The 25561-nt window shown below is 65.1% G+C and carries 28 protein-coding genes; 20 read left to right on the plus strand and 8 right to left on the minus strand.

Features of this window, described 5'->3' with window-relative positions; translation table 11 throughout:
- The first annotated feature begins 3 nt into the window (after positions 1 to 3).
- Genes HMPREF0307_RS12920 through HMPREF0307_RS05995 form a run of 3 tightly spaced genes read left to right on the plus strand, consistent with a single transcriptional unit; the run spans position 4 to position 1461 of the window.
- Positions 4 to 165: a DUF4177 domain-containing protein gene (locus tag HMPREF0307_RS12920; protein WP_181734563.1), complete on the plus strand. Its 162-nt coding sequence runs from the start codon at positions 4 to 6 to the stop codon at positions 163 to 165.
- Complete coding sequence (locus tag HMPREF0307_RS05990; RefSeq protein WP_066489347.1) at positions 166 to 624, plus strand: RidA family protein; 459 nt, start codon at positions 166 to 168, stop codon at positions 622 to 624.
- A 30-nt stretch (positions 625 to 654) separates the two neighbouring features.
- Positions 655 to 1461 (plus strand): MBL fold metallo-hydrolase, encoded by an 807-nt coding sequence (locus HMPREF0307_RS05995; RefSeq protein ID WP_066489350.1) that lies wholly within the window; start codon positions 655 to 657, stop codon positions 1459 to 1461.
- 172 nt (positions 1462 to 1633) lie between these two features.
- On the opposite strand, the gene glxR is transcribed toward HMPREF0307_RS05995, so the two are convergent.
- Positions 1634 to 2317 (minus strand): CRP-like cAMP-activated global transcriptional regulator GlxR, encoded by a 684-nt coding sequence (gene glxR, locus HMPREF0307_RS06000; RefSeq protein ID WP_066489355.1) that lies wholly within the window; start codon positions 2315 to 2317, stop codon positions 1634 to 1636.
- A gap of 373 nt (positions 2318 to 2690) precedes the next feature.
- Here glxR and nth point away from each other — a divergent pair, with 373 nt between their 5' ends.
- Genes nth through HMPREF0307_RS06020 form a run of 4 tightly spaced genes read left to right on the plus strand, consistent with a single transcriptional unit; the run spans position 2691 to position 5819 of the window.
- Entirely contained in the window at positions 2691 to 3347 is a 657-nt protein-coding gene (nth, locus tag HMPREF0307_RS06005) for an endonuclease III (protein ID WP_066489361.1), read from the plus strand.
- Complete coding sequence (locus HMPREF0307_RS06010; RefSeq protein ID WP_066489371.1) at positions 3340 to 3927, plus strand: TlpA family protein disulfide reductase; 588 nt, start codon at positions 3340 to 3342, stop codon at positions 3925 to 3927. Before nth ends, HMPREF0307_RS06010 begins: the two co-directional genes overlap by 8 nt.
- Entirely contained in the window at positions 3924 to 4589 is a 666-nt protein-coding gene (locus HMPREF0307_RS06015; protein ID WP_066489377.1) for an NUDIX hydrolase, read from the plus strand. The genes HMPREF0307_RS06010 and HMPREF0307_RS06015 overlap by 4 nt, the downstream gene beginning before the upstream one ends.
- A 36-nt stretch (positions 4590 to 4625) precedes the next feature.
- Positions 4626 to 5819, plus strand: a complete 1194-nt coding sequence (locus HMPREF0307_RS06020; RefSeq protein ID WP_066489382.1) for a MarP family serine protease — start codon at positions 4626 to 4628, stop codon at positions 5817 to 5819.
- Between the two features lie 39 nt (positions 5820 to 5858).
- On the opposite strand, the gene HMPREF0307_RS06025 is transcribed toward HMPREF0307_RS06020, so the two are convergent.
- From HMPREF0307_RS06025 to HMPREF0307_RS06035, 3 genes are all read right to left on the minus strand, one after another.
- Complete coding sequence (locus HMPREF0307_RS06025; RefSeq protein WP_066489387.1) at positions 5859 to 6758, minus strand: alpha/beta fold hydrolase; 900 nt, start codon at positions 6756 to 6758, stop codon at positions 5859 to 5861.
- A gap of 79 nt (positions 6759 to 6837) precedes the next feature.
- A complete protein-coding gene (locus HMPREF0307_RS06030) occupies positions 6838 to 7338 on the minus strand; it encodes a phage holin family protein (protein ID WP_066489390.1) in 501 nt (166 codons plus the stop codon).
- A 133-nt stretch (positions 7339 to 7471) separates the two neighbouring features.
- Positions 7472 to 8308 carry an HAD family hydrolase gene (locus tag HMPREF0307_RS06035; RefSeq protein ID WP_066489393.1) on the minus strand — a complete coding sequence of 279 codons (837 nt, stop codon included), beginning with the start codon at positions 8306 to 8308 and terminating at the stop codon, positions 7472 to 7474.
- Between the two features lie 244 nt (positions 8309 to 8552).
- Here HMPREF0307_RS06035 and ssd point away from each other — a divergent pair, with 244 nt between their 5' ends.
- From ssd to HMPREF0307_RS06070, 7 genes are read left to right on the plus strand one after another with little or no spacing between them, the layout of a single operon-like run.
- Entirely contained in the window at positions 8553 to 9629 is a 1077-nt protein-coding gene (gene ssd, locus HMPREF0307_RS06040) for a septum site-determining protein Ssd (protein WP_066489396.1), read from the plus strand.
- A 59-nt stretch (positions 9630 to 9688) separates the two neighbouring features.
- Complete coding sequence (locus HMPREF0307_RS06045; protein WP_066490359.1) at positions 9689 to 10852, plus strand: TadA family conjugal transfer-associated ATPase; 1164 nt, start codon at positions 9689 to 9691, stop codon at positions 10850 to 10852.
- Positions 10849 to 11625, plus strand: coding sequence for a type II secretion system F family protein (locus tag HMPREF0307_RS06050; RefSeq protein WP_066489398.1), 777 nt, complete (start codon positions 10849 to 10851; stop codon positions 11623 to 11625). The genes HMPREF0307_RS06045 and HMPREF0307_RS06050 overlap by 4 nt, the downstream gene beginning before the upstream one ends.
- A complete protein-coding gene (locus HMPREF0307_RS06055; RefSeq protein ID WP_070539261.1) occupies positions 11622 to 12185 on the plus strand; it encodes a type II secretion system F family protein in 564 nt (187 codons plus the stop codon). Before HMPREF0307_RS06050 ends, HMPREF0307_RS06055 begins: the two co-directional genes overlap by 4 nt.
- 45 nt (positions 12186 to 12230) lie before the next feature.
- Positions 12231 to 12446, plus strand: a complete 216-nt coding sequence (locus HMPREF0307_RS06060; protein WP_066489406.1) for a DUF4244 domain-containing protein — start codon at positions 12231 to 12233, stop codon at positions 12444 to 12446.
- The gene (locus tag HMPREF0307_RS06065) at positions 12446 to 12778 is read left to right on the plus strand and encodes a hypothetical protein (protein ID WP_066489411.1); all 333 of its coding nucleotides are present in this window, start codon (positions 12446 to 12448) and stop codon (positions 12776 to 12778) included. Before HMPREF0307_RS06060 ends, HMPREF0307_RS06065 begins: the two co-directional genes overlap by 1 nt.
- Positions 12775 to 13104, plus strand: coding sequence for an Rv3654c family TadE-like protein (locus HMPREF0307_RS06070; RefSeq protein WP_066489413.1), 330 nt, complete (start codon positions 12775 to 12777; stop codon positions 13102 to 13104). Before HMPREF0307_RS06065 ends, HMPREF0307_RS06070 begins: the two co-directional genes overlap by 4 nt.
- A 15-nt stretch (positions 13105 to 13119) precedes the next feature.
- On the opposite strand, the gene HMPREF0307_RS06075 is transcribed toward HMPREF0307_RS06070, so the two are convergent.
- A complete protein-coding gene (locus HMPREF0307_RS06075; protein ID WP_066489416.1) occupies positions 13120 to 15525 on the minus strand; it encodes a DEAD/DEAH box helicase in 2406 nt (801 codons plus the stop codon).
- A 202-nt stretch (positions 15526 to 15727) separates the two neighbouring features.
- On the opposite strand from HMPREF0307_RS06075, the gene HMPREF0307_RS06080 reads away from it, so the two are divergent.
- Positions 15728 to 15931 (plus strand): transcription antiterminator/RNA stability regulator CspE, encoded by a 204-nt coding sequence (locus tag HMPREF0307_RS06080; protein ID WP_066489419.1) that lies wholly within the window; start codon positions 15728 to 15730, stop codon positions 15929 to 15931.
- Between the two features lie 50 nt (positions 15932 to 15981).
- Here the strand turns inward: HMPREF0307_RS06080 and HMPREF0307_RS06085 are convergent, their stop codons facing one another.
- On the minus strand, positions 15982 to 16611 hold the full coding sequence (locus HMPREF0307_RS06085) for a DedA family protein (RefSeq protein WP_066489423.1): 630 nt from the start codon (positions 16609 to 16611) through the stop codon (positions 15982 to 15984).
- Between HMPREF0307_RS06085 and HMPREF0307_RS06090 the strand changes: the two genes are divergently transcribed.
- The 4 genes from HMPREF0307_RS06090 (at position 16595) to HMPREF0307_RS12550 (ending at position 21455) form a co-directional block, all read left to right on the plus strand.
- Positions 16595 to 17083 carry a trypsin-like serine protease gene (locus HMPREF0307_RS06090; protein ID WP_181734564.1) on the plus strand — a complete coding sequence of 163 codons (489 nt, stop codon included), beginning with the start codon at positions 16595 to 16597 and terminating at the stop codon, positions 17081 to 17083. The genes HMPREF0307_RS06085 and HMPREF0307_RS06090 overlap by 17 nt on opposite strands.
- 124 nt (positions 17084 to 17207) lie before the next feature.
- Entirely contained in the window at positions 17208 to 20180 is a 2973-nt protein-coding gene (gene topA / locus HMPREF0307_RS06095) for a type I DNA topoisomerase (RefSeq protein ID WP_066489428.1), read from the plus strand.
- Positions 20181 to 20213: 33 nt separating this feature from the next.
- Complete coding sequence (locus tag HMPREF0307_RS06100) at positions 20214 to 20486, plus strand: hypothetical protein (RefSeq protein WP_197418392.1); 273 nt, start codon at positions 20214 to 20216, stop codon at positions 20484 to 20486.
- Positions 20487 to 20729: 243 nt separating this feature from the next.
- Positions 20730 to 21455, plus strand: coding sequence for a hypothetical protein (locus tag HMPREF0307_RS12550; RefSeq protein ID WP_082723256.1), 726 nt, complete (start codon positions 20730 to 20732; stop codon positions 21453 to 21455).
- Here the strand turns inward: HMPREF0307_RS12550 and HMPREF0307_RS06105 are convergent.
- A complete protein-coding gene (locus tag HMPREF0307_RS06105; RefSeq protein WP_156435910.1) occupies positions 21433 to 22665 on the minus strand; it encodes a DUF418 domain-containing protein in 1233 nt (410 codons plus the stop codon). The two genes, HMPREF0307_RS12550 and HMPREF0307_RS06105, sit on opposite strands and share 23 nt — an antisense overlap.
- A gap of 104 nt (positions 22666 to 22769) precedes the next feature.
- Entirely contained in the window at positions 22770 to 24284 is a 1515-nt protein-coding gene (locus tag HMPREF0307_RS06110; protein ID WP_066489434.1) for an adenylate/guanylate cyclase domain-containing protein, read from the minus strand.
- A gap of 28 nt (positions 24285 to 24312) precedes the next feature.
- On the opposite strand from HMPREF0307_RS06110, the gene HMPREF0307_RS06115 reads away from it, so the two are divergent.
- Positions 24313 to 25530: a DNA polymerase III subunit delta' gene (locus HMPREF0307_RS06115; RefSeq protein WP_231725074.1), complete on the plus strand. Its 1218-nt coding sequence runs from the start codon at positions 24313 to 24315 to the stop codon at positions 25528 to 25530.
- Positions 25531 to 25561 lie beyond the last annotated feature (31 nt).

Raw genomic sequence — 25561 nt, forward strand, 5'->3', positions numbered from 1 at the left:
CCCATGACACAATGGGAATACGCCACCGCACCGGTGCTTACGCACGCCACCAAGCAGATCCTCGACACGTGGGGCGAGGACGGCTGGGAGCTCGTCACGATCACTCCCGGCATGAATCCGGAAAACGTCGTCGCTTACTTCAAGCGTCCGGTTGAGGAGGCTTAAATGAGCCACCTCGCGCGCCTTAAAGAACTCGGCTACTCCCTCCCGCCGGTGGCCAAGCCGCTTGCGTCCTATGTGCCTGCCACCCGCGTGGGCAACCAGGTCTGGACCTCCGGCCAGCTGCCTCTCGTCGACGGCGCCCTGCCCATCACAGGCAAGGTCGGCGGTGCAGTGACGTCCGAGCAGGCTGCCGATGCCGCCCGCACGGCCGTCCTCAATGCCCTTGCGGCCGTGGACGCCGAGGTAGGACTCGATAACGTCACCCGCGTCCTCAAGGTCGTGGGTTTTGTGGCCTCGGACCCGAACTTTGTGGAGCAGCCGGCCGTTATCAACGGCGCCTCGGACTTCATCGGTGAGCTTTTCGGCGAGGCGGGCAACCATGCTCGCTCGGCCGTCGGCGTTGCCGTCCTGCCTAAGGACGCACCGGTGGAAATCGAGCTTATTGTGGAAGTCAGTGCATAAGACGCGCTCGTTTGAGATAGGCTGAAAGACATGGAACATCCTGCATATAGTCAGCTGCGCCCCGTTACCCAATCCGTGGGCGTAGTTTTGTGCGATAACCCTTCATACACTGCTCTCGAGGGCACGAATACTTGGATCGTGCGTGCCCCTGAAGATGACCGCGCCATCGTGGTGGATCCGGGCCCAGAGGACGAGGGTCACCTTAACGTCGTCACCGCCAAGGCCGGCGAGGTAGCGCTCATCCTCATCACCCACCGCCACGACGATCACGCTTCCGGCGCTCAGCGCCTGCGCCAGCTCACCGGCGCCCCGATCCGTTCCTTTGATCCGAGTTACTGCAACGGTGGCGAGGCCCTCGAAGACGGCGAGATCATCGCTTTGGACGATGTCACGCCGCGTCTCGAGGTCGTTCACACTCCGGGCCACACTGCGGATTCGACGAGCTTCTTCGTCTGGTCCGGTGAGCCCAAGGAGTCCCGTCTTGAGGGCATAATTACTGGCGACACGATCGTAGGCCGCCACACCGTGCTGCTGTCCGAGACGGACGGCGACTTGGCTGATTACTTGAAGACGCTCGACGTGCTCGAGGAGCGCGGTAAGGACGTACCGCTGCTGCCGGGCCACGGTCCGGACTTGGATGACGTCTCGCAGGTCGCCCGCAAGTACATCGACCGCCGCCATTTCCGCTTGGATCAGATCAAGGAGATCCGCAGCCGTCTGGGCAACGACGTTGACCTGAAGACGCTGATCGACGAGATGTACGACGATGTGGACCCGGTTTTGCGCCACGCCGCAGAGCAGTCCACGCGCACGGCGCTCAAGTACTTGGACGCTTAAATTTCGCGCTCATTGTGGCCCCTTCGGGGGCCATTTTTTATGCCTGCTGCCGCGAAGTATGAATGAGTGATCGAAAAACCTGGGCTTTTCGGGCGACTCATTCACGTTGTAGGCGGCGGTCGGCTGAAAAATGCGAAACCCCGGCACGCGGCCGGGGAAGAAACGCGCGGGTTTAGCGAGCGCGCTTGGCGAGGTGCTCGGTGTCGACGATGAGCACCGACTTGCCCTCGAGGCGAATCCAGCCGCGGTGGGCGAAGGTGGCGAGCGCCTTGTTGACGGTCTCACGGGACGCGCCGACGAGCTGGGCGATCTCTTCCTGCGTGAGGTCATGGTTGACGCGCAGTGCGCCGCCTTCCTGAACACCGAAGCGGTTGGCGAGCTGGAGGAGCGTCTTGGCGACGCGGCCTGGGACGTCAGTGAAGATGAGGTCCGCGAGGTTGGCGTTCGTGCGGCGCAGGCGGCGGGCGAGCACGCGGAGTAGCTGCTGGGCGATAGCCGGGTGATCGGCGACCCAGTGCTTGAGCATCTCCGAGTTCATGGTCGCGGCCTGGACCTCCGTGACACAGACGGCCGAGGAGGTACGCGGGCCCGGATCGAAGATGGAAAGCTCGCCGAACATATCAGACGGGCCCATGACCGTGAGCAAGTTCTCGCGGCCGTCCGGCGCGTGGCGGGCGAGCTTAATCTTGCCCGAGGTGATGATATACAGGCGATCGCCCGGCTCGCCCTCCTCGAAGATGGTGGTGCCGCGCGGGAAGCGGACCGTTTCCATCTGCTCAATCAGGTTCTGCACTGCAACCGGATCCACACCTTGGAAGATGCCGGCGCGCGAAAGAATTTCCTGTACGCCTTCCACTTATCGCTCCTTGGCTTATCGTGGACCGAGCCGTCGTTTACCCGCGAGCCGGCTAGGGCCGTGTGGGGCCGAAAGCTCGATCCAAAAATCATGTCACGCCGCAGGGTACGACGCGTCACTATGTAACGCGTCTCAGTCTACCGTGGAATTGGTCACGAATGTAAATATCGCGACCGTTAATCACTAAATCTTTCGTGAAGAGTGTGTACAACTCGCTGTCGCGAGTATTCTACAGCGCTTTCTCCTCGAGTCTTTCCATTCCCATGGCGAAGAGAGCGAGGGCGATAGGCACGATCACAACGAGAGAAATCATGCTATCAAGCCTACCCGGTCTCCACCGAGTTGCGCCGTGAGGTCGCTAGGATGGGTGATTATGGCTAGAAACACGGCGGCGGATGCGCAGGAGGTTAATGCGCGGCTCGCGGAGGAATACCCAGACGCGCGCTGCGAGCTCGACTTTGAGAACCCTTTGCAGCTCACTGTCGCCACGTTGCTTTTGGCACAGACGACGGACGAGCGCGTCAACCAGGTCACCCCGGAGCTCTTCCGGCGCTATCCCACCGCGGCGGACTACGCACAGGCGCGCCGCGGCGACGTGGAGGAGATCATCCGGCCGCTCGGCTTCCAGCGTTCTAAGGCGGGGCACCTCATCGGGATGGGGGAGACCCTCGTCGCGCAGTTCGGCGGCGAGGTCCCATGCGCGGTCGAGGACCTCACCCAGCTGCCTGGCGTGGGTCGGAAGACGGCGCTCGTCGTGCGCGGCAACGCCTTCGACCTGCCCGGCATCACCGTCGATACGCACGTCACACGCCTGTCACATCGGCTGGGGCTCAGCGACGCGTCGACGCCGCTGGCCATTGAACGCGACCTCAACGCACAGATCCCCGAGGCCGAGCGCACCCTGTTTTCCCACCGTGTGATCCTCCACGGCCGTCGCGTGTGCACCGCTCGCTCCCCACGCTGTGGCGAGTGCGTCCTTGCCGATATCTGCCCCTCCAGTACGAACCCGAGGACGGATGCTGATGAATAAGACCGTCATTGGCTCGATTGCGGCGATGCTCGTGCTCGGCGTGGGCGTCGTCTTCGCGGCGCGTGGCGCGCTGTCCTCGGGGCCTGCGGACCAGGCCGCAGGCCAGCCGACCGTGAGTACTGCGGCGCCGGAGGACGAGAGGGCATCGGCAAGCGTGACGGGACGCCCGGATTGCCTGAGCGGCACTGTGGCGGGCGTGGACCTGCCGTGCTTGGGTGGCGAGGCGACGGGACCCGCAGCGGACGAGGGAATCACCATCGTCAACGTGTGGGCCTGGTGGTGCGAGCCCTGCCGGACTGAGATGCCGCACCTCATGGAGGTCGCCGCGGCACACCCGGAGTGGAAGATCGTGGGCGTGCATGCGGACACCAACGCGGGCAATGGCGCGGCGTTCCTCGAGGATATCGGGGCGGAGATGCCCAGTTTCCAGGACTCGGACAATAAGTTTGCGGGCGCGCTCGGGCTGCCTGGCGTGATTCCCATTACAGTGGTGCTCAAAGATGGCGAGGTGCAGGGCCGAATCATTAAGGCCATGACGAGCGCCGAGGAAATTGAAACGAGCATCGAGGAGTACCTATGAGCAACGACGCCGCGTGGCTGCGCCCTGCCATGGGGCTGAGTACGCCGCAGATTGACGAGGTACTGGGCAACCGCCTGTTTGTGAAGGACGCGCCGAAGGTGCTCAAGCCTGCGGCGGTGCTCATGCTGTTTTCGGGCACGAGCCTCGACGACGGCGAAGTAGTGCTTACGCACCGCTCGCCGAGCATGCGATCGCATTCGGGGCAGATTGCGTTTCCCGGCGGGCGCTTGGAGGAGGGCGAGACGCCTGTCGATGCCGCGCTGCGCGAGGCGTGGGAGGAGACCGGTCTGGAGGCCGATACGACGACGGTCGTCGAAGAGCTGGATCCCGTGACCATTCGGGTCTCGGGCCACCCGGTGAGCCCGGTGCTCGCGCACTGGCATGCGCCCATGCACTTGTGGCCGGCAAGCCCGGCGGAGACGGATGACGTTTTCACGGCTTCACTGCGCGAGCTGTTGGATCCGGAGAACCGACTCACGATTGGCTGGGGCGATTGGACAGGCCCAGCGTTCTGGGCGAATGGCTACCTCATCTGGGGGTTTACCGGCGGGCTGCTGTCGAGTTTGTTTGCGCATGCCGGGTGGGAGGAAGATTGGGACCGCGAGAATCGCCACGACCTCCGGTCGGTACTTCGATCCTCGCGTAATCGTGAGAAGATGTAATTCTTCCACGAAACCATCTGACCCGAAGGATTGTTTGTGACCGCCGCCCTTACCGTTGATGCCGTCATCGTTCTTGGCGCGCTGGCGGCGTGGTGGAGCGGCTGGCGGCAAGGCGCGTGGAGCTCGATTTTGAGTTTTATCGGCATCGTGTCTGGCCTCGTGCTGGGCATGGTGGCTGCACCCGCCGTCATGGAACTTACGGAGCAGACGGCGCTGCGCTTCCTGCTGGGGCTTGGCGTGGTCATCCTGCTCGTGGGTGTGGGCCAAATCATCGGCGGCATGCTGGGCACGACGCTGCGCGACCGCATGCGGGCGCGCTCCCAGCAGCGCGTCGACTCCATCGTGGGCGCGGTCTTCCAGGTCGTGGCCATGCTGCTCATCACGTGGCTTGTGTCCATCCCGTTGGCCTCTGGGCTGGGCAGTAAGGTTTCCAAGGGAATCTCGGAGTCTGAGATCCTCGGCGCTATGTCACGCGTCGCGCCCTCGCAGCTGTCCAACCTGCCGTCCGGCATCGCGGCCTTGCTCAACGACTCGGGCTTGCCGCCGCTCGTTTCACCGTGGACGGATCAGTCCACCGTTGAGGTCGAAGCCCCGCGCATTGAGGTCGAGGACAGGGAGCTCGTAGAGCGCCTGCGCCCCTCCGTCATCCATGTGCTCGGTGACGCGGAGACGTGTAGCCGCCGCCTCATGGGCTCGGGCTTCGTGGTGGCCGAGGATTACGTGGTGACCAACGCCCACGTCGTGGCGGGCACCAATGTGGTGGCGCTCGATACCACGCTGGGTATGAAGAACGCTGAGGTCGTCTACTACAACCCGGACGTGGATATCGCGGTACTGCACTCGACCGGCCTGGGCATTGCGCCGTTGAGCTGGGCGCCGGAGCAGGCGCAGACGGGCGATGATGCCGTGGTTATGGGCTTCCCGCTCTCCGGCCCCTTCACTGCCTCGCCTGCCCGCGTGCGGGAGGAGCTCACCATCGTGGGGCCTGACATCTATGCAGAGGGCCGTGTGGAGCGCCACGCGTACACCGTGCGCGGCACCATTCGCCAGGGCAATTCCGGTGGCCCGATGATCAACTCGACGGGTGAGGTCTTAGGCGTCGTCTTCGGCGCCTCCGTTGACGACTCGGACACCGGCTACGCGCTCACCGCTGAGGAAGTCCAGTCCCATATCGGGGACGTCACGCAGCTTGTCGATACCGTCGATACCGGGACGTGTGTGTCCAAGTAAACCGCGGCGGCTACATCGCTGTTTCTTAGTGGCTGCCTTTTAGTTGTTGTTTCGGCGATAGCGCCCCAGCCACAACGTGACGGTGCGGGCGAACTTCTCGGGATTCTCGATATGCGGCAAGTTCTTTGTCTTAGGGATATACGCCGTCACGAGTGATTCCGCGCGGCGTCGTGCGCGCCGAATGACAGGCCACCACAGTCTCTGGCTTGCGTGGACGAAGAGCACCGGTGCCTGCGCCTTGGCGTCAAGCCCAGCGCGCGGAATGGGCGCGGTGAGGAGCCTGTGGTTCCATACCGTGCCGCGCAGCGAATGATCGATGGCCATGGCTTGCTCGCGCAGATGCTGGTTTGCTTCTTCTGCAGGCCCCTGGGTGAGGGTATTGAGCTTCGTATCAAGCCCAATGCGCGGGTTCTTCACGAGGACGCGCACGATGGGCAGCGGCAGGCGGAAGACAACCGTGCGCAGGAGGAGCCAACCAAAATCCCAGGGGCGTGCGGCGATGGCGCGGCGCAGGTCCACCGGGTGCGCGCCGGATACCGACACCACGGCATCCACACGCTCAGGGCGCTCGCACGCGACGCACCACGCCAAGGCTGCGCCGGTGTCGTTGCCGATGAGCGTTGCCGAGTCGTGGCCCAGGGCCTGGATGAGCCCCGTGATATCCCCGATGAGCGTGCGCATGTCCTGGCCCGCATCAACCGGCGGCTTATCCGACATGCCATAGCCGCGCAGATCCACTGCGGCGACGTGATGGCCAGCGGCCGCGAGGGGCTCCAACACATCCTTGTAATCGAACCAACCGCCAATCGAGCCGTGAATGCAGACAATGAGCGGATCGTTCGCGCGTCCCAGTGTGGCCGCATGCAAACGAATGCCGCGGGTATGGAGCATCTCGTGGCGCCACGGGCCGTCCAGCTCGACGACGGAGGGTGAGTTCATGTGAGTCCTTTAAAGTGCGAAACCCCGCCCATCGCCGAGACAGTGTAGGGCGATAGACGGGGGAGGGAGTGCAGATTATTTAGGTGTACAGACCCTTAGAGTTCAGCTCCTTGGAGCCACGGGAACCCGGGATGACCTCCGGCAGCTGCTTGGCCGAGGCGATGGTCTTTTCCGGGGCCTTGACCTTCTTCACGTTCTTCAGGCCGATCAGCGCGGTAACACCGGCGATGACCAGCATGATAAGGAAGACGATGAGGAACGCTGCCCAGCGGTCAAGCCACTTGGCGAGGAGCTCCGCGAGGAAGAAGAAAAAGAAGAAAGAGCTAAAACCTGCGACGATGCCTGCAACGCCGAAGAAGCCAGCGCCGATGCCGCCCTTCTTCGCGGATGCAGCGAGCTCAGTCTTGGCAAGCTCCATCTCCGAGCGCACGAGCGAGGAAATCTGCTCCGTCGCGTTGGAGACCAGCTGGCCAATGGAGGCCTCACCAGTCTTCGCGGTGTCGACATCGCTGAGCGGAATAGCGTTCGCGCGCGGGGCGAACTGATTGGAACCGTCAGTGAAGAGTCCGTCGTTACTCACGGTGAAAAACCTGCCTTGTGTTCTTATGAGCTTATTTCTAAAAGTTACGCGACCACCATCCTAGCGAATTCACTGTGAAAATGATCGCGCGACCCTGCATGCCGCCGTTCACCGCGTGCGCGAGCACGCGGAGTCAAGCCGTGTTCTTGGGCGCCGAAAAGAGCCAGAATCCCGCCGCCACGACTGCGGCCACGCCGGCAACGACGCCGGCGCCGATGCCCACCTCGCGGGCGTTGGGCAACGTAAACAGCGGAACTGGGTCCTTAAACGCCCGGATATCCCAGGAATTCTCCAGCGCGTGCTTCTTCAGTGGGCGGTCGGGGTTGACGGCCACGGGGTGCCCCACGAGCTCGAGCATGGGGATATCTGTTGCGGAGTCCGAGTAGGCGAAGCTGTCCTCGAGCGCGATGCCCAGTTCTTCTGCAATCTCGAGGACGGCCTCGGCCTTGGCTGGGCCCTTGCGGTAGTGCAGGATTTCGCCCGTGAACTCGCCGTCGATGACCTCGAGCTCCGTGGCTGCGATGACGTCAACGCCGAGCTCCTCGGCGATGGGGCGCACGAGGGTCTCCGCGGAGGCAGAGATGATGACGACGGTGTGGCCTGCTGCCTTATGAAAGTCGATGAGCTCGCGCGCCTCGGCATAAATGGCCGGGGTGACCACGGTGTGGAGCGTCTCGTGCACGATGTGCTCGACCTCGTCGACCTTCCAGCCGCGCACCATGGCGGTGAGCTGGTCGCGCGAGGAATCCATTTGCTCGCTCGTTTGGCCCATCATCATGTACGTCGCCTTGGCGAGAGAAATCTGCAGCGCGTTAGCTGGCGTGATGAGTCCGTTGTGCATGAACTCTTTGCCGAAGGCGTACGCCGACGAGGTTGCGATGATGGTCTTGTCCAGATCGAAAAACGCCGCGACGAGACGCCGTGCTGGCGTGCGCGTTGCCGGGGTTTCCGGGTGGTTCTGGGCAGTCATGGATTCCGATTGTAGCCCCTAAAGGCCAAGGTTGTCTGTTGTAAATGTGAAAATTGTGATGCGTGTTGTACCAGTGGGTATGCGTGCGTACACCCTTCCTATCGGTATGCCCAGCGAAAAGTTACGGTTCCGTATCCACAGTGCTGACAATTGCACAATTTATTTGGCAAGAAAACAGGGGGTTATCCACAGGCTGACCTGCACACCCTTGTCGAAACTCGGCGCCCTGCGTTGAGTGAAAGGCATGAACGATTTCATCCTCATTGCTGTAACTGACCCCGTCGTCGGACCGGAGGCCACCCACGCGGCGGCAGCGACGGGTCTCGACGTCATCACGTGTGACGACCCGCGCGATATCGCCCGCCACGTACCACGAGCGCGTGCCGTCATTACCGACCGCACAACGGCCAGCCACGTTGCGGCGTGCGGTCGCGCCCGCGACATCTTCTTCGTCGCGGCTGACCCAGGCCCGATCGACTTCGAAGCCGCCTTGCGGGCGCATGCTGCGCAGGCCTTTCTCCTCCCCGCCGAGTCGCGCGACCTTCTCGCGGCACTGAGCACTGCGGGGGAATTGCTTGCACCGGCGTCGGTGAGCGGGAGATGCGTCGCCGTCGTTGGCGCGACGGGCGGCGCAGGAACGTCGACGTTTGCAGCTGGCTTGGCACGCACCCTCGAAGCAACCGTGCTTATCGATGGCGACCCTCGCGCAGGAGGCCTCGACCTGGTCCTCGGCGCTGAAGAAACGCCGGGCGTGCGGTGGCCGGAACTGCACCTAGGCCCAGGGCAACTCGACGCCGCGGATCTGCTTGCGGCTCTGCCCGTCACCGCCGACGGGATTCGCCTTGTCTCGGGAACGCGCAGTGGCGTGAACGATCCCTTTGAGCTGAGCGACGAAACCCTCACGGCAGTTCTGGAGTCGCTGCAGAGTCATCGCGTCGTCCTCGACGGCGGGGCGGGACCCGCCGCCTTCTTTGGGGCAGGGTGGTACGACCATGTCGACCACATCGTCATTGTTGTGCCGGCTGAGGTCCGAGCTGCGGCCGCGGCGGCGCAGATTACGGCGCGATGCGCAGCCCACGGCATCCCCGTGAGTGTCGTCCTCCGGCACCGCGGTTGGTCTTCGCTGGCTACCTCGGACGTGGAGAAGATCATCCATGCCGACATTGTGGCGGAGCTGCCGCACCTGCGTCGCCTCGCCCGCGACATGGAGCTTGGCGGCTTGCCTTTAGAGCTGCCACGGCCACTGCGGCAGGCATGTGAACGCGTCATTGAGGACCTCGGCTGGGTCGAGGATCCCTGGGATGAGCGGGGCGTGGCATGAGTACATGGACCCAGCGCGCGGGGTCGGTCGGAGCGGAGACCGCGAGCGGCCACGGCCAGATAACGACCCCTTCCGAGTTGTCGGAGCGCCTCCAGCACATCCTCGCGGCTGAACCAGACCTTGCGCACGATGCTGCCGCGCTCGCCCGCCGCGTGCGCGCCGAGGCAGGAGTTATCTCGGACGTCGATCTGCTCGATATTCTCCGAACGCTCCGGCACGACACTGCAGGGCTCGGTGTCCTCGAGCCGCTGCTCGCGCAGCCAGCGGTCACTGACGTTGTGGTCAATGGGCCTGAGCGCGTCTTTATCGACCGCGGTTCCGGGTTAGAGCTCAGCTCCGTGCGCTTTTCCGACGAAGAAGAGCTCCGGCGCCTCGCTACGCGGTTGGCCATCGCGGCGGGTGCGCGCCTCGATGATGCACAGCCGTGCGCCGATGGCCGGCTTCCTCGCCCCGACGGCACGATGGTGCGCATCCACGCGTTGCTGTCGCCACCAGCGGTGGGCGGCCCGCATCTGAGCCTGCGCGTTCTACGCCAGGCTCAGGTGAGCCTCGACTCGCTCGTCGAGCGCGGCGCTGTGCCCAGCGACATTGCGGTGCACCTCCGCGAGCTCGTCGCCGCCCGTGTGTCTTTTCTCGTCATCGGCGGCACAGGCTCGGGTAAGACCACGCTGCTTTCCGCGCTGCTCGCACAAGCTCCGGCGACCGAACGCGTGCTCATCATTGAGGACACGACGGAACTTGCGCCGCAGCATCCGCATGTGGTGAGCCTTGTAGCCCGGCGCGCCAACGCGGAAGGGCGCGGTGAAATTTCCATGTCGCTGCTGCTCAGGCAGGCGCTGCGCATGCGACCCGACCGTATCGTGGTCGGTGAGATTCGCGGCGCCGAGGTTGTTGACCTGCTCGCGGCCCTCAACACGGGGCACGATGGCGGCGCCGGCACCTTGCATGCCAACTCGCTCCACGAGGTCCCGGCGCGCATGGAAGCTCTCGCTGCGCTGGGTGGTCTCGACCGCGTGGGCTTGCACTCCCAGCTCGCCGCCGCCGTCCACGTGGTGCTGGCTATGCATCGTCGCGCGGACGGGGTACGGGAGATCGCGCAGATTGGGCTGCTCACCGGCAATCCTGTCACCGCCCAGGTGGTGTGGAGTTCTTCCGAGGGACCGCAGCCGGGCTTCGAGGATTTCCTTCGCCTCGTGGACGGCGCGCACAAGGAGGCGCCATGACTATCGCGTTGTTGTGTGCTGCCGCGGCCGTCGCAGTGGGCGCGCCGGGAACGGCTGAGCGTCCCGGCGCGCACCCTACACGCAGCCTGCGGCTCGTCCTCATTCCGGCGACAGTAGGCATGGTGGGACTGGCTGTGGCACTCGGCCGGCTGAGCATCGTCGCTGCTCTGCTCATGGCCGGTGCGACTACCGCCTGGGTCGTCCGCGATATCGTGCGGACCCGCGCGCAGCGGCGGACGGAAGAGACCATGGCGGGCTACCTGGGCACTGTCACGGCAGAGCTGCGCGCAGGGAGCAGCTTTCCTTTCGCGCTCGTCCACGCAGCAGATCGGTTGCCCGAGACCGCCGGTGCTCTTCGCCGCGTGTTGCGCACCGCAGGCTATGTCGCTGTGCGGGGCGGCACCGTCTCCCAGTCGCTGCGCGCCGGGGAAGACAAGGACGGTCCAGTGACCGAGTTTGCGGATCTCGTCGAGCTGGGGGAGCGCCACGGCATCCCGCTCGCGGAGCTAGCAGAGCGCGCCCAACAACGCCTCGATGCTCGGCGCCGCCATGCTGCTGCGACGACGGCGCAACTCCAGGGACCGCAGTCCACCGCGGTGGTGCTCACGTGTCTGCCGCTCGCGGGCATCGGCATGGGCGTTGTCATGGGTGCCAATCCCTTGGGGTTCCTTCTCGGCGGTGGGCTCGGCGGCATCCTCCTCGTCGTCGGCGTGGCCCTCGTATGTGGCGGCTTTATCTGGTCGCGCACACTCCTGCGGAAGGCGGCGTCATGACGCTGAGCTTTATCCTCCTCGCTGCCGCGGCTTTGGCGCTCACCGTCGAGGATGCCGCGCGGTCTAACCCCAAGCGACCACGAGATGGCCCGGCGTGGATACGGCGCTTCGCTTCGCAACCGACACCTGACCATATCGGGGCGGCCTTCGACATCGAACTCTTCGCGGCGTGCCTGCGCGCCGGGTTGGGCCCAGCCGGGGCCGCGGCTGCGGTCGCCACCGTGGCACACCCTGCCGCGCGATCCGCATGGACAGCGACGGCAGCCCGCCTGGGCCTGGGCGTTCCGGCGGCGCGCGCATGGGAACCGCTGCGTGCCGTCCCGGGGCTCGAGGAGCTGGCGGGGCTCGTGGTCATGTCGCAGAACTCAGGTGCATCCATCGTACCAGGATGCACGCGGCTGGCGGCGGCATTGCGTGCCGATGCCGCCGATGCCGCCACCGCTCGCGCCGAGCGCGCCGGAGTGCTCATCTCCCTCCCGCTCGCGCTGTGTTTCTTACCCGCTTTTATCGTGCTGGGGCTCGTGCCCATCGTGGTGAGTCTCAGCGCGCAGATGCTCTAAACAACCAACCCATCACACACCAACTCATCGAATAAGGAATCCATCATGTTGAACCATCACGTCCGAATCCGTCAGGCAGTACACCGCCGCGTGCGCGCTCTGCTTGGCAACGACCAGGGAATGTCGACCATCGAATATGCCATGGGGTCAGTCGCCGCGGCAGCACTCGCCGGGGTGCTCTACCTCGTCATTAATAATGGCGGGGTGAGCGAGGCGTTCGAATCCATCCTCACCGATGCCCTGAGCAACACCCCCGGCTAATGGCACGCCGTGACCGTGTGAAGATCCGCCTCGCAGCGCTGCTCACGAGTGACCGTGGCTCGGTGAGCGTCGAGGCCGCTCTCGGCATGTCGAGCCTGGTCATCGTGCTCATCGCCCTCGTCGGTGCCATCGCCACGCTGGGCTCGTATCTCGCCGCCGTGGACACCGCTGGCGCAGCCGCGCGTTCGGTGGCCATCGGGCTGGAATTCGAGCCAACGCGGGGCACCATCGCGACCTCGGAAGCGGGTGGATTCATGACAGTCACGGCCACCATCCCGGCGCCGCTGGGCGAGGTGAGCGCCACCGCGGTCTTCCCACAGGAGGCGCCGTGAAGTGGCGCGACATCCTGGCGGACGATCGCGGCTCAGCGAGCGTCGTCACGGCGGGCGTCATCGCGGCGCTCACGGGTCTGCTGCTCACCGTGGCGGGCCTCGCCTCCGTCGTCGTTGCACGTCATGAGGCCCAGGTCGCCGCCGATGTCGCTGCGGTGGCCGGGGCCTTTGCCGTCTATCGCGGCGAGGATGGCTGCGCGGTCGCCGCGGATATCGCCGAGCGCAACGGCGCGAGGATTGCCGTGTGCGCAGTGGAGGGCGCGGACGTCGTGCTCACCGCGACCGTGCGCGGCTCCGAGGCGCGTGCTCGTGCCGGGCCGCTCTAAAACCCGGCCTCGCGGCTAGTCCTCAGGCGGTGCCTCATCGACCGGCTCGGGCTCGACAGGCCCGTTGGCTGTCATGGCGACCAAGGCACCAAGCAGCTCGATGGCGCCCGCCTTATCGAGCGGGTTGTTGCCGTTGCCGCACTTGGGCGACTGGACGCACGAGGGACAGCCGGACTCGCACGGGCAGGAGCGCACGGCCTCGTAGGTGGCCTCGATCCACTCGGGGAAGCGGCGGAAGCCCTCATCCGCGAAGCCCGCGCCGCCGGGGTGGCCGTCGTAGACGAAGACCGTGGGCAGCTGCGTGTCCATGTGCAGTGCCGTGGACACGCCGCCGATGTCCCAGCGGTCGCACGTCGCGATGAGCGGCAGCAGACCAATGGCGGCGTGCTCCGCCGCGTGCAGCGTGCCGGGGATGGCGGCGGCGTTGATACCCAGCTCCGCGAGCACCAGCGGATCGATGGTGTAGGCCACTGCGCGCGTGCGCAGGGTCTGCTCCGGCATGTCGAGCGGGATGTCGTCGCCCACCGTTCCATCGGGGAAACGCACCTGATAGCCGGTCACGGCATCGGTGACCTCGACCTCGAGGTTGGCGACCCACAGGCCAGGTGAGTAATTCACGAGACCATCGGCCTGCGAGAGAATCCGGATATCCGTCGTCGAGCGCGGCTGCGTCGTGTAATTCGGGATCTCCGGATGCACGAGCGCCACGTAATTGCCGAAGTCGAGTTCGTCGACCACGTAGGACTCTCCCAGGTGCAAGTAGACCGCGCCGGGATGGACCTGGCCAGCGGCGCGGGCGGCGTCGATGGTGCCGAGCAACCGGCCCGTGGTGTGGTCGACGATCATGACTTCCTCGCCTGAGCCGCCGCGCAGCGAGACCTGCGCGTGGGCGTTCTCCGGGGTCACCGGCGAGGATCCGGCCGGCAAGGGTACGGCGAACCAGCCGCGCTCGCGGCGGCGAATGAGCCCGTCGGCTTCGAGCGCGCGGACAACGCCCTCTGCGCCCCACGCCTCGATATCCGCGGGTTGGAGAGGCTTTTCGATGGCCGCGCAGTAGACGTGGCCGTAGAGGATATACGGATTCTCAGGATTGAAGACGCTCGCCTCCACGGGGCGTCCGAGCAGCGCCTCTGGGTGGTGGACGAGGTAGGTATCCATCGGCTCATCGCGCGCGACGAGGACCACGAGGGAGCCCTGGCCGCGGCGTCCGGCGCGGCCGGCCTGCTGCCAAAAACTCGCCACCGTGCCCGGGAAGCCCGCGGTGACGACGGCATCGAGGCCGCCCACGTCGATGCCCAACTCGAGCGCCGACGTCGTCGCCACGCCCAGCAGCGAGCCATCGTCGAGGGACTTTTCCAACGCGCGGCGGTCTTCGGCCAGGTAGCCTGCGCGGTAGGCGGCGATGCGCTGTGCGAAGTCCGGCCGGCCCAGGCGTCCGGAGAGTTCCTCCTGCGTGCGCAACGAGACCATCTCCGCGTTGCGTCGCGAGCGCACGAAGGTGAGCGTGCGCGCGCCTTCCGCGATGAGTGTGGCCATGATTCCGGCCGCCTCCGTCGTCGCGGCGCGGCGCACGGGTGCGCCGTTCTGGCCCTCGGCGCCCTCAACGAACCCCGGCTCCCAGAGCGCGACGGTGCGTGCGCCCGTGGGCGCACCGTCCTCGGTGACCTCCACGAAGTCCGCGGCGGGACGCCCCGTAAGGCGCGCGGCGTGGCGCGCCGGGTCCTTCATCGTCGCCGAAGCGAGCAACACGACGGGGTGCGCACCGTAGTGCTCGCACAGTCGCAGCAGACGGCGGAGCACGAGCGCGACATTCGCGCCGAAGACCCCGCGGTAGGAGTGGCATTCGTCGATGACGATGAACTCGAGATGGCGCAGCACGCGCGCCCAGCGTTGGTGCGCGGCGAGCAGGGACATGTGGAGCATGTCCGGGTTCGTAAAGATAAACCGCGAGTGGTCGCGAATGCCAGCGCGGGCCTCCTGCGGGGTATCCCCGTCATAGGGCGCGGGTGCCACGCCGCGCAGCTCCGGGATGCCCTGGACGAGGTTCATCACGGCATGGAGCTGGTCTGAGCCCAGCGCCTTGGTGGGCGTGAGGTAGAGCGCGCAGGTCGTGGAATCCTCCGCTAAGCGCGTCAAGATGGGGAGCTGGTAGCCCAGGGACTTGCCCGAGGATGTGCCAGTGGCGATGACGGCATCGCGGCCGGCCCAGGCGGCATCGGCAAGCTGAGCTTGGTGAGCATACGGTGCGGAAATGGAGGCATCGACAAGCTTTGCTCGGAGCGCCGGAAGGACCCAGCTGGGCCAGGCCGCATGCTGTGATTCTCGCGGCGGCAGAGTTTCGACGTGGGTAGCCTCGGATTCGGGAAAACGTGCTGTGAGCAGGGCCATGAGCTCGTCACCGAGCGGGTTAGAAGCCGTCATGCCACCCCCTTTTGTCCATTAATCTTCCCTTAGCCTATCGCTGTAGCCCATAACCTGGCACACTAGGGCATAAGGCTGACGCCCCTTTAAGTGCAGTGTTGTAATAAGTGCTCGCAGGTAAAAGGCTTCACAAAGGCGAGCACCCGGAATTCGGGAGTTCGGCGTCGACCGGTTTCACCCATTCCGAAAGAAGGAAAATATTATGGCACAGGGAACTGTAAAGTGGTTCAACGCAGAGAAGGGCTTTGGCTTCATCGCGCCGGACGACGGCTCTGCTGACGTCTTCGTCCACTACTCCGAGATCCAGGGCAAGGGCTTCCGCTCCCTCGAAGAGAACCAGAAGGTTGAGTTCGAGGTGGGCGAGGGCCAGAAGGGCCCGCAGGCTCAGAACGTCACCGCGCTCTAAGACTCTTTGACAACAACCGCCTTCCCTTCGGGGAGGGCGGTTGTTGTCGTTTAGGGCGTCTCCGCGAAGCCACGGCGCGTGTCCCACCAGTTGGCGATGGAATTCTGGGCCTTCTGTAGCGCCCAGCCCAAGGCGAAGGCGGCGATGATGGAGATGATCATGGCGATGGCGGGATTGCCTCCGAAGAGGACGCCGCCGAGGTAGCCCACGGCCAGCGCCTGGGCGGCCCAGAGCATGACGCCGATGGTGTCGAAGAAGAAGAACATCGGCCACGAGTAGCGCATGGCGCCGAGGAAGATCGTCATAAACAGGCGGGCCGAGGGGATAAAACGCGCGATGATGATGGCGGCACCGGCACCGCGGCGCATATTGCGCTTAGCCCACTGGAGCGCCTCATAAGGCTTGGAGCCCTTCTGCGCGCGGTTGATGAGTGGCATGAGCCGCCCGCCCAAGGCGTAACAGAGGTTATCGCCCAGCATGGCGCAGCCCACCGCGACGAAGAACATGGTCGGGATGTGCGGCACGCCCTGCGAGCCGGCCCACGCGCCCACCATGTTGAGCGGGACCTCGGAGGGCATGACGGGAATGAAACAGTCGAGGAAGATCATGGAGCCGACGATGGGATAGATCCACTCGGTGAGCATGAGGGTTTCAATCCACCCCATGACTGCGTCGACCATGTCGCTCCTTTACGTCTGCTTCTACGCCGGCCGAGTGCCGCGTGACCTATCCCAGCAGAATACACGCGCCACACGCGCGGGCGTTCTCGCGCAGGTAAGCGCCGTACAGGTAAGCGCCGTGTCGGCAGCCGTGCTGGGTGCCGCGTCGGGGCTTGACGCCCGGGGCGGGGTGAGACATAACGCGCCGGCCATGTACTCGGCCACCTCCCAGGTCCTCCTGGGTGCCACGCGCTACCCGGGGCGCGCGGCGTGCACCGGTTCTCTCCTCAACGATCGGTGGGTGCTCACCGCGCGCCACTGCTTCCAGAACACCGCCACCGGTGCGCACGGCTGGAAATGCTGCGGCACCGAAGCCACCGGCGTCCGCGGTGCCGAGCGGCGGGTTCTCGTTGCTCGGACTCTCCCCCTAGGAGGGGAGCGGGAGCGTCCAGTTGGACAGTGTGGCGCACCCAATAGATACAGTATTGTTTGATCTATTGTTTGCACGGCTATGAAAATGTGTACGCTAAGGAACCATTGACCTTTCTCGGTGGAAACTGTTAAAGATTTTTCATACGGAGAAGGCGGCGCGTCCGAGCGAAAGGGATGAACAACAAGTGGCAACAGGAGCTGGCCAGGGAAAGACCTTGGTGATTGTGGAGTCGGCGACGAAGGCGAAGAAGATTCAGCCTTATCTCGGCGACCACTACATCGTCGAGGCCTCCGTCGGACACATCCGCGATCTTCCCCGCGGTGCCGCCGACGTTCCGGCTGCCTATAAGAAAGAGTCCTGGGCCCGCCTTGGCGTCAACCCCGAGGACAACTTCACGCCGCTCTACGTCATCTCCCCAGACAAGAAGAAGAAGGTCGCGGACCTTAAGTCCAAGCTCAAGCAGTGCGACCAGCTCTACCTCGCAACAGACCCGGACCGCGAGGGCGAGGCCATCGCGTGGCACCTGCTCGAGGTGCTCAAGCCCAAGGTGCCGGTGCGCCGCATGGTCTTCAACGAGATCACCAAGTCCGCCATCCTCGAAGCCGCGGAAAATACCCGTGACCTAGACGTCAACCTCATCGACGCGCAGGAAACCCGCCGTATTCTTGACCGTCTCTACGGCTACGAGGTCTCTCCGGTGCTGTGGAAGAAGGTCATGCCGCGCCTGTCCGCCGGCCGCGTCCAGTCCGTTGCGACCCGCGTCATCGTCGAGCGTGAGCGCGAGCGCATGGCGTTCATCTCCGCCGACTATTGGGACCTGGGCGCCAAGCTCGCCGCGCTGTCCGGCGACACCACGGAGTTCGAGGCACGCCTCACCTCCGTCGAAGGGCGCCGCGTCGCGCTCGGCCGCGACTTCGACGATCGTGGCCAGCTCAAGACGGACGACGTCACCGTCGTGGACAAGGCCCTGGCGGAAAAACTCGCCGCGGGCCTTGAAGGCGGCACCATGAACGTCGCCAACGTCGAGCACAAGCCGTACACCCGCAAGCCGTATGCGCCGTTTATGACCTCGACGCTCCAGCAGGAGGCCGGCCGCCGCCTGCACTTCACCTCGGAGCGCACCATGCGCATCGCACAGCGCCTCTACGAGAACGGTCACATTACCTATATGCGTACCGACTCCACGGCGCTGTCCCAGCAGGGCCTCAACGCCGCACGTTCGGCGGCCTCGAGCATCTACGGCGCTGAGTACGTCGCGGATTCCCCGCGTGTCTACGACCGCAAGGTGAAGAACTCCCAGGAGGCCCACGAGGCCATCCGCCCCGCCGGCGAGAATTTCGCGACCCCGGGCCAGCTCGCGGGCCAGCTCGACGCCGAGGAGTTCAAGCTGTACGACCTCATCTGGAAGCGCACCGTCGCCTGCCAGATGGCCGATGCCAAGGGCACGTCCATGAAGGTCACCATCAGTGGTCTATCGACCACTGGCGAAGAGGTCGAGTTCTCCGCCACCGGCCGCACCATCACCTTCCCGGGCTTCCTCAAGGCGTACGAAGCGCTTGCCGATGCCCCCTCCAAGCCCAAGGATGGCAAGGGCAAGGGCGGCAAGGAGCCTGAGGCTCGCCTCCCGCACTTGAACGAGGGCGACCAGCTCCGTGCCAAGGAAGTCACCGCGGACGGCCACTCCACCAATCCGCCGGCGCGCTACACCGAGGCCAGCCTGGTGAAGAAGATGGAAGAATTGGGCATCGGCCGCCCGTCGACGTATGCGTCGATCATCAAGACCATCCAGGACCGCGGCTACGTGCTCTCGCGCGGCAACGCGCTCGTGCCGTCCTGGGTCGCCTTCGCCGTCATCGGCCTGATGGAAAACAACTTTGGCGAGCTCGTCGACTACGACTTCACGTCCTCCATGGAGGACGAGCTCGACGCCATCGCCGCAGGTAACGAGGATCGCACCGAGTGGCTTAACGGTTTCTACTTCGGTAACGCCGAGGCGAGCAAGGAAAAGGCCGCGTCCATCGCGCGCCACGGCGGCCTCAAGTCGCTTATCGACGTTAACCTTGAGGCCATTGACGCCCGCCAGGTGAACTCGCTCAAGCTCTACACGGACTCTGAGGGTCGCGACGTCTTCGTTCGCGTCGGCCGCTACGGTCCCTATATCGAGCGCGCCGTGGGCACGAACCCGGACGGCACCATCGAGTACCAGCGCGCGAACCTCTCGGAGACCGTCACCCCGGACGAGCTCACCGAGGAATTCGCTGAGAAGCTCTTCGCGACGCCGCAGGGCGGCCGCGAGCTGGGCACCAACCCTGCCAACGGTCGCATGATCGTGGCGAAGGAAGGTCGCTTCGGCCCGTACGTCACCGAGGTTGTCCGCGAGGACGAGCGTGCCATCGCGGAGAAGGAAGCCGAGGAGATCGTCGCCAAAGAGCGCGCTGAGGAGGACGCTCAGCGTGCCGCCGAGGGCAAGCGCGCCAAGAACTGGGAGACGAAGACCGCCGCCAAGCAGAAAGAAAAGCGCGTCGCCGAGTACATCGACGACAAACTCAAGCCGGGCACGGCCTCGCTCTTTAGCTCCATGGAGCCCGCCAGCGTCACCCTCGAGGAAGCCCTCAAGCTGCTCAGCCTGCCGCGCGAGGTGGGCACGGACGACGACGGCGAGGTCATCACCGCGCAGAACGGCCGCTACGGTCCGTACCTGAAGAAGGGCAACGACTCCCGCTCGCTCGCGAACGAGGAGCAGCTGTTTACCATCACCCTCGACGAGGCCCGCCGCATCTACGCCGAGCCCAAGCGTCGTGGCCGCCAAGCCGCGCAGCCGCCACTCAAGCAGCTGGGTAACAACGATGTGTCCGGCAAGCCGATGACCGTCAAGGACGGCCGCTTTGGCCCGTACGTCACCGATGGCACGACGAACGCCTCGCTGCGCCGCGGCGACGATCCGGAAAAGCTCACGGACGCCCGCGCCAACGAGCTACTTTCCGAGCGTCGTGCTAAGGAAGCTGCCGGCGGCACGAAGAAAGCTGGCAAGAAGGCCGGCAAGAAGGCGGCGAAGAAGGGTGCCAAGAAGACCTCCAAGGCTGCGAAGAAGTCGACCAAGAAGACCTCGAAGGCAACCAAAAAGTCGACGAAGAAGACGACCAAGGCTGCCAAGTAAGCCGTCACCTTAGCCGGGGTGGTCTGGGAGGTCATGGAATTACAGGATTTTCTCGCCCACGATGACGCTGGCCGCCCCGTCGCGGCTGGTAGCCCCGAGGCGCAGTTCCAGCACGTCGCGGCGCAAGAGTCGCTGCGCGTGTGCGCGGAACTCAACTCCCGCTCTCACGCGCCCGAGGAGGTTCGCGCCCTCTTTGGCGAGTTCACCGGCCGCCCGGCTCCGGATTCGCTCACCATCTTCCCGCCGACTTTGGCAAGAACATCCATGTGGGCGAGAACGCCGTCATCGCCGCCCGCGCCGTCGTAACCAAGGACGTCCCTGCGAATACCGTCGTGGGCGGCGTGCCCGCGCGTGTCCTTCGCGAGCTCTCATCCTGGCGCTTTGACCTGCGGAATTTCAAAGTATCTAGAAGTATCTAGCACTATCTAAAAAACTAAATTCCTCTAGATACTTCTAGATACTTCTGAATTCTTCGCGCAGCTGGCGTCTTCGACCGGTGCCGCGGTGACCCACTCTCTCATGTCGTGGCTGCGCGGTAGGCTGGCGGTCATGACCGTGAAGAACACCAATTCCTCCGTCCTGGCCGACCTGTGGGCCCGCAACAACGAGGGCGTCGCAGCGCTCATCGCGGCGCTCGAGGAGGCTCTCACCAGCCCCGCTAAGATCGCGGCACTTGCCGCCATCGAGCTGCCCGCGTGGGGCCGCCTCTTTGACTGGCGCTGGACGCGTGCCATCGAGGTCGTCATGCCAGCCGCCGTGGGCGCCGCCTACGGGGACCCGCAGCGCCACCCGGAGATCGTCGCCGCGGGATTGGCCGCGAGCCTCGGCGTTGAAGAAAAGAACCGTTCCCTCGCCCATCCCACGACGTGGGGCGCGGCCGGCGTGGTGAGCAGTCAGCTCGCGTATGCGAACTTTCTGCGCCAGCGCGGCGCGCGCGGGGACGCCGCGAGCTACGTCATGGGTGGCCTCGTTGCTGCAATTGGCTTGTCCAAGGCAGCAGTGAGTGATGGCCCGCTGCGCACCGCCACGGGCGTGGGGGCGCTGTCCACGGCGGTGCTCGTCGCGCTCGCGAATGACGGAATGCTGCGCGCACAAAGCCCGGCCGCCGCGGGGCTGAGCCACGGTGCCAATCTGCTCGCAGCCTCGGAGGCGCTCACTTTCTTGCGTGCGTGGCGCGAGCGGAATGACAAGAAGACCTGGCGCGTGGCGGACGCGGCAGAGGTCGCCACGCGGGGCATTGGAAAGCTGCTGCTTATGCGCGGCCTGGCGCGCTAAGCTCCGCGCGGCCCGTCGGACCGTAGGACAGGCGGCGGTGCAGGTGCTCGAAGGGGCCCTGTTTGTCCAGCGCCTCGAGTACGGCGGCACCCACGAGTGTGGCGGCCCAGATGAAGAAGGCGATGATCGACATGCCAAACGCGTCAAGGTCGAGCCCGAAGAGGAAGGGGCTGGCGACGATGAAGAAGAGGAGGGACTGCACGAGGTAGCCGCTCATGGAGCGCTTGCCCAGCGCTGCGGGGATGGACAACCAGGCGGGTGCGGCGGCGCCGTCCCACACGCGGCGCTGGACGCCGTCGATGAGAAGCGCGAGGGCAGCCAGGATGCCGGGGCCGGTGAAAACGCCCAGTGCATTGTTGAGGAACATAAAGAACGGCTCCATGTCTGCCGGGACGATGCCGAGCGCGCTGAGGCCCCAGGGCAGGCCGATGCCCACAGCGATGACCACGCCCACGCCAGCCCAGATGAGAAGCTCACGGCGGTGCGCGGCGACGTCGCTGAGCGTGCCGCGGCGCGCCCACACGAAGCCGATGATCATCACCGGGAAGAGCTGGATGAGGAAGAACGGGGTGGACAGGGCTTGGAAGGCGAAGTACGACAGGTTGTTGAGGAGCATCGCGGGATAGGTATCCGCAGGCGTATAGGCGCCGCCGCCGAACGTCAGTGCTTCCGGTTCAAAGAACGCGCCGATGGACATGCTCACTCCCATGAGCGTCCAGAAGCACAGCATGCCTAACGCGACCCTCATGAGCACCTTATCGGTCCACGTGAAGATCAAACCGAGCACAATGCCGGCCACACCGTAGAAGAACATGATGTCGCCATGGAAGAGGACGATGCCGTGGAGGGCACCGAAGAGCGCGAGGAAGGCGTAGCGGCGCACGACCACCGCGCGCGTGCGCCCCACGGGAAAGCCGCGGCGCCACAGGCTCATGACGATAAGGCCCACGCCAAAGCCCAACAGCGTGGAGAACATGGGCAGCCCGCGCACGTGAGAAGTCACCGCTGTGAAGAGGACTGCGGCGTCATCCGCGCGAGAGACGGCGCCGCCAAAGTAGTCGGCGCGCTCCGTCGTGTCGTCATCGAGGAACCACGCCGTGGGTGCGTTGGCGAGCGCAATGCCCAGCAAAGCGAGTCCGCGTGCGACGTCGGGGACGAGCATGCGGGGTGGGCGAGTGGGGGCATCGGCAGGCTGGTTATCGGCACTCATGGCCGTTAAGCATACCTAATTAGTGGGGAACTGTCGTGGCATGCGGCTTGCCAAAACGGTAGAAAATGGTCGAGTGCGGCGGGGATTTTGGCAGCTCGTGCGGGCTAGGAACGGTCCGCGAGCGTCGCGCGAATGGGGCGCGCGAGCTGCGTCATGCGGCGGCGGCCACGCAGCTCGATGGACTTCATGAGCGTCCAGCGGGCTTGTTCCGCCTCGTTCGCGGTCTTGAGCGTGGCAGCGTTGGTGAGCACGCGGCCCGGGGTGTCCTTGGCGAGCTCCGTGAGGCGCGCGGCTTCGTTTACCGCGTCGCCGATGACGGTGTACTCAAAGCGGTCCGCGCCGCCGATGTGACCTGCGACCACGTGGCCAGCCACGACGCCGATGCCTGCCTGCAGCTCCAGATCGCGCAGCTCCAGGCGTAGCTCACGCGCGGCCTGCAGTGCCAGCGACGTGGAGTCGTAGACCGTGAGTGGCGCGCCGAAGATGGCCAGGGCCGCGTCGCCCTGAAACTTGTTGATGATGCCCTTGTTACGGTGCACGACAGCCACGACACGCTCAAAGAACTCATTGAGCGCCTCCACGACCTCCTCCGGGGTGTGGTTGACCGCGAAGGTGGTCGAGCCGATGACGTCGACGAAAATGACGGCGACCTTGCGGTCCTCGCCGCCGAGCTGCGGCTTTTCCTCGAGCGCGCGCTGGGCGACTTCGGTGCCGACGTAGCGGCCGAAGATATCGCGCACGCGCTGGCGCTCGGCCAGGCCCTTCATCATCTCGTTGAAGCCGGCCTGCAGCACGCCCAGCTCCGAGCCGTCGTAGATATCGACCTGGACGCCCTTGTCGCCCAGGCGCACGCGCCGGATGGCGTCCTGGAGCTCGAGGATGGGGTCGACGACGGAGTGCATGGAAAAATACGTGCCGGCAAAACCCGTGATGAGTGCGGCGGCGGCGAGGCCCGCGATAAGAATGGAGAGGTCCCCATCAAACCACCCGGCGTAGCGCGCCCTCATGAGCAAGATGATGCCCACGAGCGGCACGCCTGAGGTCATGATCCATGCCGTGATGAGGCGATACTTCACGGGCGGCTCGAGCGTGGAGTCCTCAAAGCGGCGGGCGAGCGCTTCCGCCGCGATGGGACGCACGAGGTTCTCTGCCTGCAGGTACGTGAGTAGGCAGACGAGCATCGCCGCGAGCGCGCCCGAAACCCCGATGATGACCGCAAGCCGCCCGGAATCGGCCGCCGCAATGATGACGGTGAGCATGATGCCTAGGCCCCATACGAGTCCGGCCACGCCCGCTTGATAGATAGGAATGCGCAGCACCAAGCCGCGCACCATGTTGGGATCGTGCGTATCTGGACTGCGTTGCCAATCGAGGACCGGCCGGAAAATAAAGCTCGTCACGACCATGCCCACGAGCACGGCAAAGACAACGTAAGCGACGCCGATAGCCCACAGGCTGTCAAAGCGTTCCGCGAATGCGCGTACTTCCGGCATGGGCAGCGCCACCACAAACAGCATGACGGCGATAGCTCCCGCGATATTGCCGCCCAGCACCAGCGCCGCGTATTTCGGCCACGAGGTGTGCAGGAGCCAGCCGGCTGCGCGCAGGAGTCTGTTCATAACTTCATACTCTACTAGGCTGGAGCGGGTGAGTTCCCCCGAAAATCTCTCTGTCGCCGCCCGGCTTGCCGATGCCCCCTCGGTCCGCGACACCATCCTCGCCGCGGCCGCCGCGGCGCATGGCTTGCCTGGTACCGACCCTCGTGCAATGACGCATTCCTGGCTGTTTACCGGCCCGCCCGGCGCCGGTCGTGCGCTGGCGGCCCAGGCGTTCGCGGCCGCGCTCATGTGTCCTGCGGAGCCCGGTCGCGGTTGCGGCACGTGCGAGACCTGCCGCGGCATTCTTGGGCCGGAACCACGGCACACCGACTTGGTATTCATCCGCCCTGAGGGGCTCACCATTGGCGTCGACGGCGTGCGCGACATGATCCGTGACGCCGCGACGCGTCCCACCGTCGCACCGTGGCGCGTGGTCATCTATGACAAGGCGGATCGTCTCACGGACTCCGCGGCCAACTCCTTGCTCAAAACCGTCGAGGAGCCTTCGTCGACGACGGTACTCATTTTGTGCGCGCCCTCGACGGCGCCGGAGGATTTCTCGCAGACCCTGCGCTCGCGCTGCCGCCACCTCTATATCCCTGCGCCGACCGTGGATCAGATCGTCGAGGATCTCGTTGCGGAAGGAGCCTCGCCTGCCGATGCCCGCCTCGCCGCCGTCACCAGCCTGCGCAACGTCGGCAGGGCACGCCAGCTTGTGCAGAATACGGACGCCCAGCGCCGCCGCACCATGGCCATCAACCTGGCCGAGGACATCTTTCATGGCTCGGGCGCTTTTGTCGCGGCCTCGCGGCTTATCACCAACGTGACCAACGAGGCGAAGACCATCAACGAGGCCAAAAACGCGAAGGAGGACGAGGAAATCGCCATGGCCTTCGGCGCCGGCGCGAAGGGCAAGGGCGCGGCGAAGGTGCAGAGCGAGATTAAGAAAGAGATCAAGAAACGGGAGCCAGCGCGCCGCTCGCGCCAGAAGCGTACGCAATACGACTTGCTCGATACCGCCTTGGTTGACCTCATGGGTATCTACCGCGACGCGCTCATGCTTAAAGTTGGCGCTGCGGTGGAGGCCACGCACCCCGATTTCTCTGGTCTCGCAGGCGATCTCGCCGCGCGCGTGAGCGAGGAAGGCCTCGTCGCGGCGCAGAACGCCATTGTCCTGTGCCGCGAGCGTTTGCTCGTCAACCTCGATCCCACGATGGCGCTCAACGGGCTGGTAGGACGCCTGCGCATAGCCTGCCGCGCCCGTTGACCGGCCCGATTTTTTAACTGGGACGGTTGTC

The organism is Corynebacterium sp. DNF00584, from assembly GCF_001552965.1.
Lineage (GTDB): Bacteria > Actinomycetota > Actinomycetes > Mycobacteriales > Mycobacteriaceae > Corynebacterium > Corynebacterium phoceense.